This window comes from Burkholderia lata (assembly GCF_902499335.1).
Classification (GTDB): domain Bacteria; phylum Pseudomonadota; class Gammaproteobacteria; order Burkholderiales; family Burkholderiaceae; genus Burkholderia; species Burkholderia lata_B.
On record NZ_CABVQK010000012.1, the window covers coordinates 134,817 to 149,333 of the forward strand.

Below are 14,517 nucleotides of genomic sequence, written 5' to 3' on the forward strand. Positions count from 1 at the left end.
GCGCGGGGCGGTAGTCGACGCGGTTCTGGTTTCGGCATCGGCTCAGGCTCAGGCTCAGGCGGCTCGTACACGCAGCTACGTTTTCAGCCTCGCAACCGGCCGCCGCACCGTTTCCCTATTCGGCCGTAGTCGCCGCTTTGCGCGGCGCGGGCCACGCCAGCGCATCCCAGTCGATCGCGCGATAGGCGGCTTCGACCACCGCGAGATCGGCCGGCCGCTCGCTGCGATGCACGCCGCGCAATTCGGCGGGCACGTCGAGCGCGACCGGCACGCAATGCGGATAGTCGCGCACGCGCAGCGCCGGCCCGATCGACGTGAAGCACGCGAGCGTCGGCACGTCGAAACCGTCGGCGAGATGCAGCGCGGCCGTGTCGGGCGCGAACAGCAGGCTGGCACCCTTGACCCATGCAATGAACCGGGCCGTACCGCCGGCCGCATCGGCGCTCACGTCGACATACGCGGGATGCGCGACGGGCCAGAACCCGGCTACCGGCAACCCGTAGCGCTGCACGAGCTGCTCGACGATCGTTGCCTGCAGTGCCGGCGGCACGCTGCGCAACGCGGTGCTCGCGGTCGCGCAGAACAGCACATACGGGCGCTGCCATTGCGCAGGCAACGCCGGCAGCGGCAACTGCGCGAGCCAGCGGTTGCGCTTGGCAGACGTAGGCACCGACGCGGGTTCCACGCCGAGCGCGTCGAGGAAGAAATCGATCATCGGCAGCCGCGCGAACGCGGGCCAGTACAGGTGATTGCCGACGTCGATGCACGGCGCGTCCGCCGGCAGCGCGCCGGCGGGGTACGGCAGCGCGTGCGACGGCGCGACGATGTCGGCCGCGAGCGCATACAGCGCCTCGACATAACCCGGCGCACAGGCCGGTCGATACAGCGTGAAGTGCAGGCCCGGGTGCGCGGCGCGCAGCGCGGCGAGGGCCGTGAGCCCGATCACCGAATCGCCGAGCGTGACGCCCATCCCGTTGATCACGTGCACGTGCCGTGCGCTGTCGTAGTCGAGCCGGAACGGCTGGTGCGCGGCGTGCAGCAGGCCGCGCGCGGGCGCGGCCGGCACGTGGCCGACGGCACGCGCGCCGCCGTACTCGAGGTCGTAAGGCGCGACGAGCGTGCCGTCCGGCGCGAGCAGCGTGCCGGGGAACGCGAGTGCGTCGTCGTGCGACAGCGCGACGCCGGGCGGCGCGGCGTGCGTGTCCACCGTCATCCGCCGCGCGCGCGGCGGCCCTGTTCGCGGATCTGCTCGAGTGTCGCGGCCGGCGTGCTGGCGTCCTGCGGGATGCGGATCTCGATCAGCGCGGGCAGCCCGCAGGTCAGCGCGCGTTCGAGCGCGGGCGCGAAATCGGCGGTGCGCTCGACGGTCTCGCCATGCGCGCCGAACGCGCGCGCATACGCGGCGAAATCGGGATTCGTGAGCCCCGTGCCGTGCACGCGTCCCGGGTAGTTGCGCTCCTGATGCATGCGGATCGTGCCGAAATGCCCGTTGTTGACGACAATCACGACGATGTTCAGCCCGTACTGCATCGCGGTCGCGAGCTCGTTGCCGGCCATCATGAAGCAGCCGTCGCCCGCGAGCGCGACGACGGCGCGCGACGGATACAACGACTTCGCGGCAAGCGCGGCCGGCACGCCGTAGCCCATCGCGCCACTGGTCGGTGCGAGCTGCGAGCGGAAGTGCCGGTACGCGAAGTGGCGATGCAACCAGATCGCATAGTTGCCGGCGCCGTTGGTGAGGATCGCGTCATGCGGCAGGCGCTCGCGCAACTGCACCATCACGTCGCCGAGCTGGACGTCGCCGGGCATCGGCAGCGGCGCATGCCATTCGCGATACGCGCGATGCGCGTCGGCGGCCGTGCCGGCCCAGGCGGGGTGCTCGGGTGCTTCGAGCGCGGCGAGCGGCGCGGCGATCTCGGGCATGCCCGACACGATCGGCAGGTCGGCCGCATACACGCGGCCGAGCTCGTCCGCGCCCTGGTGCACGTGGATCAGCGTCTGGCGCGTCTTCGGGATGTCGAGCAGCGTGTAGCCGCCGGTCGTTGCTTCGCCGAGGCGCGGCCCGATCACGAGCAGCAGGTCGGCGTCGCGGATGCGCTTCGCGAGCGCGGGGTTGATCCCGAGCCCGACGTCGCCCGCGTAGTTCGGGTGCGCGTTGTCGATCGTGTCCTGGTAGCGGAACGCGCAGGCCACCGGCAACTGCCAGCGCTCGACGAAGGTGCGCAGGTTCGCGCACGCGTCGGGCGTCCAGCCGCTGCCGCCGACGATTGCAAACGGCCGATCGGCGCGCGCGAGCCGCTCGCGCAGCTCGTCGACCTGTGCGGCCGACGGCGCGGCCGCGACGCGTTTCGCGGTCGGCACGACGGGCTGCGGTGCGCACGCTTCGGACAGCACGTCCTCCGGCAGCGCGAGCACGACCGGGCCGGGACGGCCGGACGTCGCGACATGGAACGCATGGCTCAGATATTCGGGAATGCGGCGCGGGTCGTCGATCTGCGCGACCCATTTCGCCATCTGGCCGAACATCCGCCGGTAGTCGATTTCCTGGAAGGCTTCGCGGTCGAGGTGCTCGCGCGCGCACTGGCCGACGAACAGGATCATCGGCGTCGAGTCCTGGAACGCGGTGTGCACGCCGATCGACGCATGGGTCGCGCCGGGCCCGCGCGTGACGAACGCGATGCCGGGGCGGCCGGTCAGCTTGCCGACGGCCTCGGCCATGTTCGCGGCAGCCGCCTCGTGGCGGCAGACGACCGTCTGGATGCGCGCGGTGTCGTCCGCCAGCGCATCGAGTACGGCGAGGAAACTCTCGCCCGGCACGCAGAACACGCGTTCGACGTGATTGGCGAGCAACGCATCGACGAGCAGTCGTGCGCCGGTGGTGGCGTGCTGCTCGAGATCCTTGGAATGCGACATGGGCTGCCGTCTCCCTGGGTAGCGGGACGTACAGCTTACGCCCGTTGAGGGGGCGCCGGTACGCCGGCCGGTGAAAAGTGTCGGAACACGTAGGGATTCAGGGCACGCACGTCGGTTTCGGCCGAACGGCCAGCTTGTGCGTGCATCGCCGACACTGAAAAATCGAGCGCTACGAATGTCGAGCCGGCCCGCTTGCCGTGGGCGCCGCAGGTGGTGCCCTATCCGGAATGAAAAGAACGGCGTGCCGGCGTTCGCTTTCAAATCGAAACCGAGGTGAGTGCGCATGTACACACATGGATTTACATCGTCGGCCGAGCGGATATACTGTACATCCACAGTACATCCGGATGTTGGGGGCGACATGCATACGACGAAGGTATTTCGGAACGGCAACTCGCAGGCCGTGCGAATTCCTGCCGACCTTGCCTATGAGCGCAGTGATATCGAACTCGAAATCGAGCGGATCGGTGACGAAATCCGTATTCGTCCGGCGCGGCGGCCTTTGACTAACGTCCTCGAGAAGTTCGCGAAATTCGGGCCGGATTTCATGGCCGAAGGGCGTGGCGACCACGAGCAGGCCGAACGCGAGGGTTTGTGATGCCGCGCTACATGCTCGACACCAACATGTGCATCTACCTGATGAAGAATCAGCCGGAGCAGGTTGCGAGACGGTTTGCGCAGTGCTACACGGGCGACGTCGTGATGTCGGCGATCACGTACGCAGAGCTCGAGTACGGCGTCACGACGTGCGCGAGCCCTGCGCGGGAACGCTGCAATCTTGCCGCGCTGATCGGCGACATTCCGGTCGCACCGTTCGACGTCGCGGCCGCGCAAGCGTACGGCCCGGTCCGCGAGGCAACCCGCGAGCGGAAGAAGGATCACCTCGACAAGCTGATCGCCGCTCATGCGGTGTCGCTCGATGTCGTCCTCGTGACCAACAACGAGCGGGATTTCGACAGCTATCCGGGATTGCGACTGGAGAACTGGCTGGACGATTAGTGCCGGGTACCGTGTCCGGCGGTCATGCGGGATATTGATCCATCTCGCGTGGCCACCGGATCCGGCATCAGCACTCGACGATATTCACCGCCAGCCCGCCGCGCGACGTTTCCTTGTACTTCGTCTTCATGTCGGCGCCGGTTTCGCGCATCGTCTTGATCACCGAGTCGAGCGACACGTAGTGCGAGCCGTCGCCGCGCAGCGCCATGCGCGCCGCGTTGACCGCCTTCACCGACGCCATCGCGTTGCGCTCGATGCACGGGATCTGCACCATCCCGCCGACCGGGTCGCAGGTGAGGCCGAGATTGTGTTCCATCCCGATCTCGGCCGCGTTCTCGACCTGGCGCGGCGTGCCGCCGAGCACGGCCGCGAGCGCGCCGGCTGCCATCGAGCACGCGACGCCCACTTCGCCCTGGCAGCCGACTTCCGCACCGGAGATCGACGCGTTGAGCTTGTAAAGAATGCCGATCGCGGCGGCCGTGAGCAGGAAGTCGATCACGCCCTGTTCGTTCGCACCGGGCGTGAAGCGCGTGTAGTAGTGCAGCACAGCCGGGATGATGCCGGCCGCGCCGTTGGTCGGCGCGGTGACGACCCGGCCGCCGGCCGCGTTTTCCTCGTTGACCGCGATCGCGTACAGGTTGATCCAGTCGATCATCGACAGCGGATCCTGCAGCGCACGCTCCGGGCTGCCCGTCAGCGTGCGGTACAGCTGCGGCGCACGGCGCTTGACCTGGAACGGGCCGGGCAGGTTGCCGTCGGCTTCCGGGTTGCCGATCCCGCAGCCGCGCGACACGCACGACTGCATCACGGCCCAGATCTTCAGCAGACCGTCGCGCGTCTCTTCCTCGGTGTGCCACGCGCGCTCGTTTTCCCACATCAGCTGCGCGATCGACTTGCCGGTCGACTCGGTCAGCGCGAGCAGCTCGGCGCCGGTGCGGAACGGGTGCGTCATCTGCTCGGCCGCGCTCAGCACCTTCGTGTTCGGTGCGCCGGCCGTCACGACGAAGCCGCCGCCGACCGACAGGTAGGTGCGTTCGACCAGCACGTTGCCGCTCGCGTCGGACGCGCGCAGTTTCATCCCGTTCGGGTGCTCGGGCAGCGCCTGGCGGTAGAACGCGATGTTCTCCTTCAGCACGAACGGCACCGGATGCGTGCCGAGCAGCGCGAGCTTCTTCGATTTGCGGACGTCTTCCAGTCGCGCGTCGATGGTTTCGGGATCGACGGTGTCGGGCGCGTCGCCGAGCAGGCCGAGCATCACGCCGCGGTCGGTACCGTGGCCCTTGCCGGTCGCGCCGAGCGAGCCGTACAGCTCGACCTTCACGTGGGCCGTTGCGTCGAGCTGCCCGTCGCGTTCGAGGCCCTGGACGAACATCAGCGCCGCGCGCATCGGCCCGACCGTATGCGAGCTGGACGGACCGATACCAATCTTGAAGAGGTCAAAGACGCTGACTGCCATGTTGATTCCTGCCTTGCTATAAGAATAATGCTAGCGCGCCTGCAATGGCAGGCACGCGGCGAGCCATGCGGGCGGCGTTGGGGAAAGCTGCTGCGCGACGCGGGCATAGCGCCCGTCGAGCCGCGCGGCCAGATGAAAGAGTTCGGTGGCGTTTTTCGGGTCCCACTGCCCCGTGTAGCCCGGCAGGCCGGCCTCGCGGCGCTTCGCGTCGAACGGCACCGGCGAATTCACGAATTCCTCGTGCGTTTTCTCGCCGAGCGCGTACGGCACGAGCCAGTCGAGCGCGGCCGCGAGCGTCGCGCCGTTCGCGCCCCGTTCGCGCAGCCAGTTGCGGTTGAAGCGGCGCGCGGCGAGCGCGGCCGTCACCAGCGGCTGCAGGTCATAGACCGCGTAGTGCAGCGCATCGCGTTCCTCGAAGTCCCAGGTCTTGCCGTCCGGGCCGATGTTGTCGGCGAGATGCTCGACGAACAGCCGCTGCGCGGCGTTCATCATCTTGCGGTCGCCGAGCGTGAACGCGGACAGCGCGATCAGCTTGATTCGGTGGCTCTGCCAGTTGTTGCGCCAGGTACCGGTGAGCGGGCGCTTCTGCGCGTCGATCTGCGCGACATAGCCGGCGCCGAGCTTCGCGATGAACGCGGCCGTCGCATTGCGGGTCTTCACCGCCAGCGCGCTCGCGGTCATGTCGTACGCGACGATCAGGCTTTCGAAACGCGTCTCGTCGATCGGGTTGAAGCTCGGCTGGTAGGTCGCGACCCACGCGGACAGGAAGCGGTCGACGAGCTGCAGGTAGCGCGGCGCGTTCGTCACGCGCCACGCGAGCGCGGCATCGCGCATCAGGTCGAGATCCTTCAGCGCGGCGGCACTCTGGTCGTAGATGCCTTCGTGCGGCAGCGTGCCCTCGGTGTGCACGCGCGCCATCGCCTTCGGCTGCTCGCCGATGCGCGCGTCGACGCTGCGGATCAGCGCCTGGACGCCCGGCTCGGCCTGTGTCGTCTCGCTCGCCTGCAGTGCCGGCGCCGCGCAGAAATTCATCGCGGCGCGCGCGCTGCCGGACGCGCCGAGACCGGCGGCGGCAAACGACAGCGACGCGACGAGCATCGGCACGACGCGGCGCGCGCGCGGCCGCCTTTGCATTGCACCATGGCCCGGAAACATCGGACGCACCATGCGGAACTCCTTCATTGGCTGGATCGCGTGTGATGTTAGCCGGATTGGCGGACGAACGTGAACCGGTTCGAGCGGCGAACAAAAAAACCGCACGCAACCCCGGGTTGCGTGCGGTGCGTTCACCATCGGACGGTTCCTGGCCTGGCGCGCGTTATGCGTATTCCGACATCGGCACGCACGAGCAGAACAGGTTGCGGTCGCCGTAGACGTTGTCCGCGCGGCCGACCGGCGGCCAGTACTTGTTCGTGCCGAGCGATGCGACCGGGTACGCAGCCTGCTCGCGCGAGTACGCGTGCGGCCATTCGTTCGCGGTGACGACGGCTGCCGTGTGCGGTGCGTGACGCAGCGGGTTGTCCTCGCGGTCGGCGCGGCCTTCCTCGACTGCACGGATTTCGTCGCGGATCGCGATCATCGCGGCGATGAAGCGGTCGAGTTCCTCCTGCGATTCCGATTCGGTCGGCTCGACCATCAGCGTGCCCGGCACCGGGAAGCTCATCGTCGGCGCATGGAAGCCGTAGTCCATCAGGCGTTTCGCGACGTCGTCGACGCTGATGCCGCTCGATTCCTTGATCGGACGCAGGTCGAGAATGCACTCGTGCGCGACCAGCCCGCCCGGGCCCGAATACAGCACCGGGTAGTGCGGCGCGAGGCGCTTCGCGATGTAGTTCGCGTTGAGGATCGCGGTTTCCGTCGCGGCGGTCAGGTTCTTCGCGCCCATCATCGCGATGTACATCCACGAGATCGGCAGGATCGACGCCGAGCCGTACGGGGCGGCCGATACCGCGCCGATGCCGTCTTCTTCACGCGTGTAGCCGGTCGAACGCTGGTTCGGCAGGAATTTCGCGAGGTGCGCGCCGACCGCGACCGGGCCGACGCCCGGGCCGCCACCGCCGTGCGGGATGCAGAAGGTCTTGTGCAGGTTCAGGTGCGACACGTCGCCGCCGAACTGGCCCGGCGCGGTCAGGCCGACCATCGCGTTCATGTTCGCGCCGTCGACGTACACCTGGCCGCCGTGCGCATGGACGATCTCGCAGATCTCGCGGACGTTCTGCTCGAACACGCCGTGCGTCGACGGATACGTGATCATGATCGCCGCGAGGTCCTTCGCGTGCTCGTCGGCCTTCGCCTTCAGGTCGGCGATGTCGACGTTGCCCTGCGCGTCGCATGCGACGACCACGACCTTCATGCCGGCCATGTGCGCGGATGCCGGGTTCGTGCCGTGGGCGGACGCCGGGATCAGGCACACGTCGCGATGGGCTTCGCCGCGCGATGCGTGGTAAGCGTGGATGATCAGCAGGCCCGCGTACTCGCCCTGCGAGCCCGCGTTCGGCTGCAGCGACACGGCTGCGTAGCCGGTGGCCGCAACGAGCATCTGCTCGAGCTGGTCGATCATCTCGCGGTAGCCGACGGTCTGGTCGGCCGGTGCGAACGGGTGGATGCCGCCGAATTCGGGCCACGTGACGGGCAGCATTTCCGACGTCGCGTTCAGCTTCATCGTGCACGAGCCGAGCGGGATCATCGAGCGGTCGAGCGCGAGATCCTTGTCCGACAGGCTGCGCAGGTAGCGCAGCATTTCGGTTTCGGAATGGTGGCGGTTGAACACGTGGTGCGTCAGGTACGCGCTCGTGCGCTCGAGGCCGGCCGGCAGCGCGGCGACGCCGGCGAGGCCCGCGTCCAGCGCGTCGACGGCCGGTGCGGTGCCGCCCGCGGCTTGCGCGAACACGGCGAGGAGATCGGCGAGGTCGTCGCGCGTCGTCGTTTCGTCGACCGATACGCCGACTTGCGTGTCGCTCACGCGGCGCAGGTTGATGCGCTTCGCCTTCGCGAATTCGTGAACCTGCGCGGTGCGCGCGCCGGTGTCGATCGTCAGCGTGTCGAAGAACGTGTCGTTCACGGTCGCGAAGCCGAGCTGTTTCACGCCGGCGGCTAGCAGTGCCGCGATGCGGTTCACGCGCAGCGCGATCGTCTTCAGGCCGTGCGGGCCGTGGTAGACCGCGTACATGCTGGCCATGATCGCGAGCAGCGCCTGCGCGGTACACACGTTCGACGTCGCCTTCTCGCGGCGGATGTGCTGTTCGCGCGTCTGCAGCGCGAGGCGCAGCGCGGGCTTGCCTTGCGCGTCGACCGTCACGCCGACGAGGCGGCCCGGCATCTGGCGCTTGAATTCGTCACGCACCGCGAGATACGCGGCGTGCGGGCCGCCGAAGCCCATCGGCACGCCGAAGCGCTGCGTGTTGCCGATCGCGACGTCCGCGCCCCAGTCGCCGGGCGGCGTGAGCACGGTCAGCGCGAGCAGGTCGGCCGCGACGACCACGTGGCCGCCGGCCGCGTGGATCGCTTCGGTGAGCGCGCGGTAGTCGCGCACGTCGCCGTTCACGCCCGGGTACTGCAGCAGCACGCCGAACGCATTCGATTGCGCAGCGTCGGCGGCCGGGCCCGTCTTGACCTCGATGCCGACCGGCAGCGCGCGCGTGCGGATCACTTCGAGCGTTTGCGGCAGCACGTCGTCGGCGACGTAGAACACGTTCGACGTCGGCTTGCCGGTGCGCTGCAGCAGCGTCATCGCTTCGGCGGCGGCGGTGGCTTCATCGAGCAGCGATGCGTTCGAGATCGCGAGGCCCGTGAGGTCGGCGACCATCTGCTGGAAGTTCAGGAGCGCCTCGAGGCGGCCCTGGGAAATTTCGGGCTGGTACGGCGTGTAGGCCGTGTACCACGCCGGGTTTTCGAGCACGTTGCGCAGGATGACGGCCGGCGTGTGCGTGTCGTGGTAACCCTGACCGATATAGGAGCGGAACACCTGGTTCTTGTCCGCGAGAACCCGCAGCGCGGCGAGGGCTTCGGCCTCGCTCTTCGGCTGCGCGAACGGGCCGAGCGGCAGCGTTTCGGCGCGGCGGATCGAGGCCGGGATCACGGCGTCGATCAGGGCGGCGCGCGACGCGAAGCCGAGCGTGTCGAGCATTGCCTGCTGGCTGGCGGCGTCGGGGCCGATGTGGCGTTCGGCGAACGCGTCGTGCGTTTCGAGCGCGGCGAGCGAGAGGGGCGTGCGGTTCATCAGGCGGTCCGGGTGTTCGAGCTTCATGGCGTTCCTTGGTCGGCCCAGGCGAGCGCTGCAGCGCTGACTCGGGCCCCATGCTTTGCGGTCGACCCGGGGCGGCGCTTGACGCCGGCCCGGGTTCCGCGCGGGGCAGGGCGGCTGACCGGCCCCGCGCGATTCAGGGAGGGTTAGTCGATCAGCTTGCTGTAGGCGGCAGCGTCGAGCAGGCTGTCGGTCGATGCGCCGGCCGCGAGCTTGATCTTGAACAGCCATGCGTCATACGCATCGCCATTCACGTCTTCCGGCGTGTCGACCACGTCGGTGTTGATCGCGACGACTTCGCCGGTCACGGGCGAGTAGATGTCCGACGCGGCTTTCACCGACTCGACGACGCCGATCGCGTCGCCTGCCTTGACCTGCGTGCCGACTTTCGGCAGCTCGAGGAACACGATGTCGCCAAGCGTGTTCTGCGCGTGATCGGTGATGCCGATCGACAGCGTGCCGTCTGCTTCGGTGCGGATCCATTCGTGTTCGTCGGTGTATTTCAGATCGGCCGGGACGTTGCTCATCGGATGCTCCTGATTTAAAGGGTTTGTTCGTTTTGCTGGCGCGCCGCCGGGGCGCGCCGGGTGTGGTGTTGCGCCGGGCGCCATCTCCCGGCTTCCCGGGAGGCGGGCCTCCCGGCCGTTACGCAGCGAGGACCTTGCCGTTGCGCACGAACGGCAGTTTTACCACGCGCGCGGGAAGATTCTTGTCTCGAATTTGCACCTGGACCAGGTCGCCGATCTGGACGGCCGCCGGCACGCGCGCGAACGCGATCGATTCCTGCATCGACGGCGAGAACGTGCCGCTCGTGATCTCGCCTTCGCCGTGCGGCGTGACGACTTTCTGGTGCGCGCGCAGCACGCCGCCCGCCTTGCCGTTTTCCTTTTGCAGGATCAGGCCGACGAACGCGGCGCGGGTGCCGTTGGCTTCCAGTGCGGCGCGGCCGACGAAGTCGCGCGGCGCGGAGAGGTCGACCGTCCACGCGAGGCCCGCGTCGAGCGGCGAGACGGTGTCGTCCATGTCCTGGCCGTACAGGTTCATGCCGGCCTCGAGGCGCAGCGTGTCGCGTGCGCCGAGCCCGCACGGGCGCACGCCGTTTTGCTGCAGCGCGTTCCACAGCGCTTCGACGTGCACGGCCGGGACGATCACTTCGAAGCCGTCTTCACCGGTGTAGCCGGTGCGCGCGACGGTGAGATCGCCGAACGGCGTGCCGGCGACCTGTGCGGCATTGAACGGCTTCAGTTCGCTCGTCGCGGCACGCGCGGCGGGCACGGTCGACCAGGCCTTTTCGCGTGCGTTCGGGCCCTGAACGGCGACGATCGCGAAATCGCGGCGCGGCGTGATGGTGACGCCGAAGCCGCCTTGCTCGTTCAGCTGGTTGAACCACGCGATGTCTTTCTCGGCCGTGCCGGCGTTGACGACGACGCGGAAGAATTCTTCGGTGAAGTAATAGACGATCAGGTCGTCGATGACGCCGCCCTGCGGATTGAGCAGGCACGAGTAGAGTGCCTTGCCGGGCGTCTTGAGCTTGCCGACGTTGTTCGCGATCGCATGCTCGAAGAACGCGCGCACGCGGCTGCCGGTGAAATCGACGACGCACATGTGCGACACGTCGAACACGCCGGCGTCGGTGCGCACGGCTTCATGTTCTTCGATCTGCGAGCCGTAGTTGACGGGCATGTCCCAGCCGCCGAAGTCGACCATGCGGGCATTGAGCGCGCGGTGCGCGGCGTTGAGCGGGGTGTGATTCAGTGCAGTCATCGAGGCCTCAGGCAAGGCGCTTGCGCGCGGATCAGAACGGCCATGTGCCGACCACCGCGGCCGACGGCCTGCGAGCGATCCGGTACATGCCCCTCTGTCCTCGATACCTGAGAGATTGCGCTGCCGGCCAAGCCTGGCGAACGCGCGCCCCTTCGGTGGGCAGCTTGCCCGCGCAGCTGATGCGCTGCGGGCTACTGCCGCTCTCCAGAGTGCGGGGAGAGTGGGCCCGCGCAATGCGCGGACGGGATTCCCCGACGCGGTCGGTCCTTTTGCCTGAGAGTTTGCGGGTGTGCCCCTTCGGCGGTGCAACCGGTGTTGAAACAGCACGGTGACACGCTCTCCCGACGCGTGCGGGCGACTGTACGCGAGCGGGTGGGCCTTGTCAATTTGAGCAAAAGAATGTCGCTTCGCGACAAGCGGCGGCAGCCGGTGCCGCCGCTTTTTCCGCTCCGGCGGGCGCCGGTGCGTTACTCGCCGATCGCGCGCGCGGCCGTGTCGAGTTCCTGGTTCAGCACGCGCTGCTCGTCGCCGGACAGGCCGCCGCTGTGCTGCGCGGACATGTCGTTCGATTCCTGGCGGATCACGTCGAGGCGGTGGTGAAGCTGTGCGCCGTACGGCGGCGGGTAGTAGCCGCCGTTTACACGCGCATCGATGCGGCGGTGCAGGTTATCGATCCGGCCCTGGATCTGCTGCATCCGCTCGTTCGCGACGACCTGCGGATTCGGCCGCGGCGGGGGGGCCGGGCGGACCGGCTGCTGCGGCTGCACGATACAGGCCGCAAGCGAGGAAACCAGAGCGCAGCACACTGCCGCGCGAATCAACCGTTGCATCAACATTCTCCTGACGGATTGGTGTCGGATCGACTTTTTTGAGAAACGCGTCAGACCGGTCGGACGCTGACTTTCGTTCCCCCGGCATTTGTAACCGAATGTTCCGGCTGATCCAAATGCGCGTGCGCCGGCCGGTCGCCACCGGCCGGCGCACGGTGTCAGATCGTGCGGCGTACGAACGGCAGCCGGCGGCCGTCGTGCTCGCTCTGCGCGGCGAGCTCGATGATCGTCATCACGTCGACGGCGTCCTGCGGGGTGACGGGGAACGGCGCGCCGTCGCGGATCGATGCGGCGAGCGCCCGGTAGAACTCCGCGTACTGGCCGTCGAGCGTCGGCACCGGGCGCTCGACCTCGACGTCGCCGTCGAGCACGCGCAGCAGGCCGGGCGGGTTGCCGCCGCCGAATTCGACGTCGTCTGCCGTGAGGCCGGCCTTGAGCTGGTCTTCCTGCGTGTCGAGCCCGAACTTCTGGTAGCTGCCGCGCGTGCCGTGCAGTGTGAAGCGCGCGGGTTCGATCGCCGACAGCGCGCTCGCATGCAGCGCGACGTCCTTGTCCGGATAGCCGAGTTGAAGGTGCACGAAATCGGGCGCGGTGCCGTTGTCGCGGCGCGTCTTGACGGTCGCGCCGACCGTTTCCGGCAGGCCGAACAGCGCGAGCGCCTGATCGATCAGGTGCGGGCCGAGGTCGAGCAGCAGGCCGCCGCCGCGGGCGGGCTCCTCGCGCCAGCGCGTGCGCGGCGTCGGGCGGAAGCGGTCGAAGTGCGATTCGAAACAGGTAAGCCGGCCGAGCTCGCCCGATTCGACGACGCGGCGCACGGTGAGGAAATCGCCGTCCCAGCGGCGGTTGTGGAACGGCGCGAACAGCCGGCTGCGCGCGTTCGCGAGCCGCGCGAGCGCGAGCGCCTCGTCGGCGGTGAGCGTGACGGGCTTGTCGACGACCACGTGGCGGCCGGCTTCGAGCACCTGGCGCGCGAGCGCGAAGTGCGTGTCGTTCGGCGTGGCGATCACCACGCACTCGATGTCGTCGAGGCCGAGCAGTGTGTCGAGATCGGGGACGACGCGCGCGCCCGGATACGCAGCCTGCGCGCGATCGGGCTGACCCGTCGCGATCGCGGTGACTTCGGTACGGCCGCTCGTGGCAATCACGGGCGCGTGGAACGTCGCGCCGGCGAAACCGAAACCCATCAAACCAATCCTGAGCAATGACGACATGGCAATCCCTGGCTGCGAAGGAAACTAAAGGATGGTGCGCCGAGACGGCGCGAAGACGACCGGCTATTTTGGCATGGCGCCGCCGCTTGCACCGGCGCGTTCGGGCGAAACGCGCGGTGCGATGCGGCGCTTGCGCAAGGAAAGACGGCATTTTGCGCGGGCCCGCGTGTCGTGCGCACGGGGTTGCCTGCCAGCCCGTGCGATGAACGGCTGCCGCAGGGGCGCCGCCCGGAGCGTCATGCGGTTGCCCGCTGCAGCACGGCGGCGGCGACCTGCGAGGCCCACACGGCGCAGGCGGTTGCGCCGGGATGGAAGCCGTCGGTGGCCATCAGGTGGTGCTCGAGCGGCAGCTCGACGCGCAGGAACGTGCAGCGCGGCTGCGTGGCGGCCCAACCGGCGAGCGCCGTGTTGAGTCGCTTCGCGCGCAGCCCGAGATACCACGCGAGCGGCTGCGGCAGCGCTGGAAAGCGCTCCATCGGCGGCACCGCCGACAGGATCGCGTGCCCGACCCGGAAGCGTGCGGCGAGCAGCCGGACGAGCTCGGCCTGCTGCGCCTGCCAGCGGGCCGGCGGCACGCCGCCCGTCACGTCGTTAACGCCGAGCGACGTGACGGCCACGTCGAACGGCTCGGCCGGCTCGGCGGCTAGCCAGTCGACCAGCTCCCGCGTGGTCAGGCCGGTGCGCGCGAGCAGCTTCCAGCTCACGCGATGGGTGGCCGCGAGCGCATTCGCCAGTTGCCCGGACAGCGCATCGCGCTGCGTCGCGACGCCGACGCCCGCGGCGGCCGAATCGCCGACCACCAGCACGCGCAGCGGCGGGCCGTCGCCCGCCACGCCGTCGCGCGGGCCGGCGGCCTCGGGCAGCCGCGGCGTGACGCGGCGCACGTAGCGCCCCTGCGCGAACAGCAGCGGGCCAAGGGCGGCGGTGGCGAACGGGTATCCCATGATGTCGATCCGGTAGCGGTTCAGGTGAGGCAAACAGCCCGGCGCGGGGCGGCGCCGGAGTGGACATATTGTGGCCGATCGGTGCGCGAACGGGGCTGGATTGGCCGGACGGACAGGGGGCGGCCGGCCAGTCGGCCCGCGCAGCCCCGCCCGGCGG

Annotated in this window: 12 protein-coding genes and 2 riboswitches; of the genes, 2 read left to right on the forward strand and 10 right to left on the reverse strand. The window is 68.9% G+C overall.

What is annotated here, in order from left to right:
- Positions 1-115: 115 nt before the first annotated feature.
- Together BCO18175_RS27785 and BCO18175_RS27790 are read right to left on the reverse strand one after the other, a co-directional pair.
- A complete protein-coding gene (locus tag BCO18175_RS27785) occupies positions 116-1,213 on the reverse strand; it encodes an ADP-heptose--LPS heptosyltransferase (protein WP_174985819.1) in 1,098 nt (365 codons plus the stop codon).
- On the reverse strand, positions 1,210-2,913 hold the full coding sequence (locus BCO18175_RS27790; RefSeq protein WP_174985821.1) for a thiamine pyrophosphate-binding protein: 1,704 nt from the start codon (positions 2,911-2,913) through the stop codon (positions 1,210-1,212). Before BCO18175_RS27790 ends, BCO18175_RS27785 begins: the two co-directional genes overlap by 4 nt.
- A 361-nt stretch (positions 2,914-3,274) precedes the next feature.
- On the opposite strand from BCO18175_RS27790, the gene vapB reads away from it, so the two are divergent.
- Positions 3,275-3,511, forward strand: a complete 237-nt coding sequence (gene vapB, locus BCO18175_RS27795; protein WP_174985823.1) for a type II toxin-antitoxin system VapB family antitoxin — start codon at positions 3,275-3,277, stop codon at positions 3,509-3,511.
- Positions 3,511-3,912: a type II toxin-antitoxin system VapC family toxin gene (locus BCO18175_RS27800; protein WP_174985825.1), complete on the forward strand. Its 402-nt coding sequence runs from the start codon at positions 3,511-3,513 to the stop codon at positions 3,910-3,912. Before vapB ends, BCO18175_RS27800 begins: the two co-directional genes overlap by 1 nt.
- 67 nt (positions 3,913-3,979) lie before the next feature.
- Here the strand turns inward: BCO18175_RS27800 and BCO18175_RS27805 are convergent, their stop codons facing one another.
- The 8 genes from BCO18175_RS27805 to BCO18175_RS27840 form a co-directional block, all read right to left on the reverse strand.
- Positions 3,980-5,368 carry an L-serine ammonia-lyase gene (locus BCO18175_RS27805; protein ID WP_174985827.1) on the reverse strand — a complete coding sequence of 463 codons (1,389 nt, stop codon included), beginning with the start codon at positions 5,366-5,368 and terminating at the stop codon, positions 3,980-3,982.
- Between the two features lie 30 nt (positions 5,369-5,398).
- Positions 5,399-6,535 (reverse strand): alginate lyase family protein, encoded by a 1,137-nt coding sequence (locus tag BCO18175_RS27810; RefSeq protein ID WP_174985829.1) that lies wholly within the window; start codon positions 6,533-6,535, stop codon positions 5,399-5,401.
- A gap of 151 nt (positions 6,536-6,686) precedes the next feature.
- Entirely contained in the window at positions 6,687-9,614 is a 2,928-nt protein-coding gene (gene gcvP / locus BCO18175_RS27815; RefSeq protein WP_174985831.1) for an aminomethyl-transferring glycine dehydrogenase, read from the reverse strand.
- A gap of 143 nt (positions 9,615-9,757) precedes the next feature.
- Positions 9,758-10,138 carry a glycine cleavage system protein GcvH gene (gene gcvH / locus BCO18175_RS27820; RefSeq protein WP_174985833.1) on the reverse strand — a complete coding sequence of 127 codons (381 nt, stop codon included), beginning with the start codon at positions 10,136-10,138 and terminating at the stop codon, positions 9,758-9,760.
- Between the two features lie 118 nt (positions 10,139-10,256).
- Positions 10,257-11,375, reverse strand: a complete 1,119-nt coding sequence (gcvT, locus tag BCO18175_RS27825; protein WP_174985834.1) for a glycine cleavage system aminomethyltransferase GcvT — start codon at positions 11,373-11,375, stop codon at positions 10,257-10,259.
- Positions 11,376-11,459: 84 nt separating this feature from the next.
- Positions 11,460-11,593: riboswitch (glycine riboswitch) on the reverse strand.
- Between the two features lie 33 nt (positions 11,594-11,626).
- Positions 11,627-11,729, reverse strand: a riboswitch (glycine riboswitch).
- Positions 11,730-11,842: 113 nt separating this feature from the next.
- On the reverse strand, positions 11,843-12,205 hold the full coding sequence (locus tag BCO18175_RS27830; RefSeq protein ID WP_039351336.1) for a hypothetical protein: 363 nt from the start codon (positions 12,203-12,205) through the stop codon (positions 11,843-11,845).
- Between the two features lie 158 nt (positions 12,206-12,363).
- Positions 12,364-13,416, reverse strand: coding sequence for an oxidoreductase (locus BCO18175_RS27835; RefSeq protein ID WP_174985836.1), 1,053 nt, complete (start codon positions 13,414-13,416; stop codon positions 12,364-12,366).
- 236 nt (positions 13,417-13,652) lie between these two features.
- Positions 13,653-14,360 (reverse strand): SGNH/GDSL hydrolase family protein, encoded by a 708-nt coding sequence (locus BCO18175_RS27840; protein WP_174985838.1) that lies wholly within the window; start codon positions 14,358-14,360, stop codon positions 13,653-13,655.
- Positions 14,361-14,517: the final 157 nt, after the last annotated feature.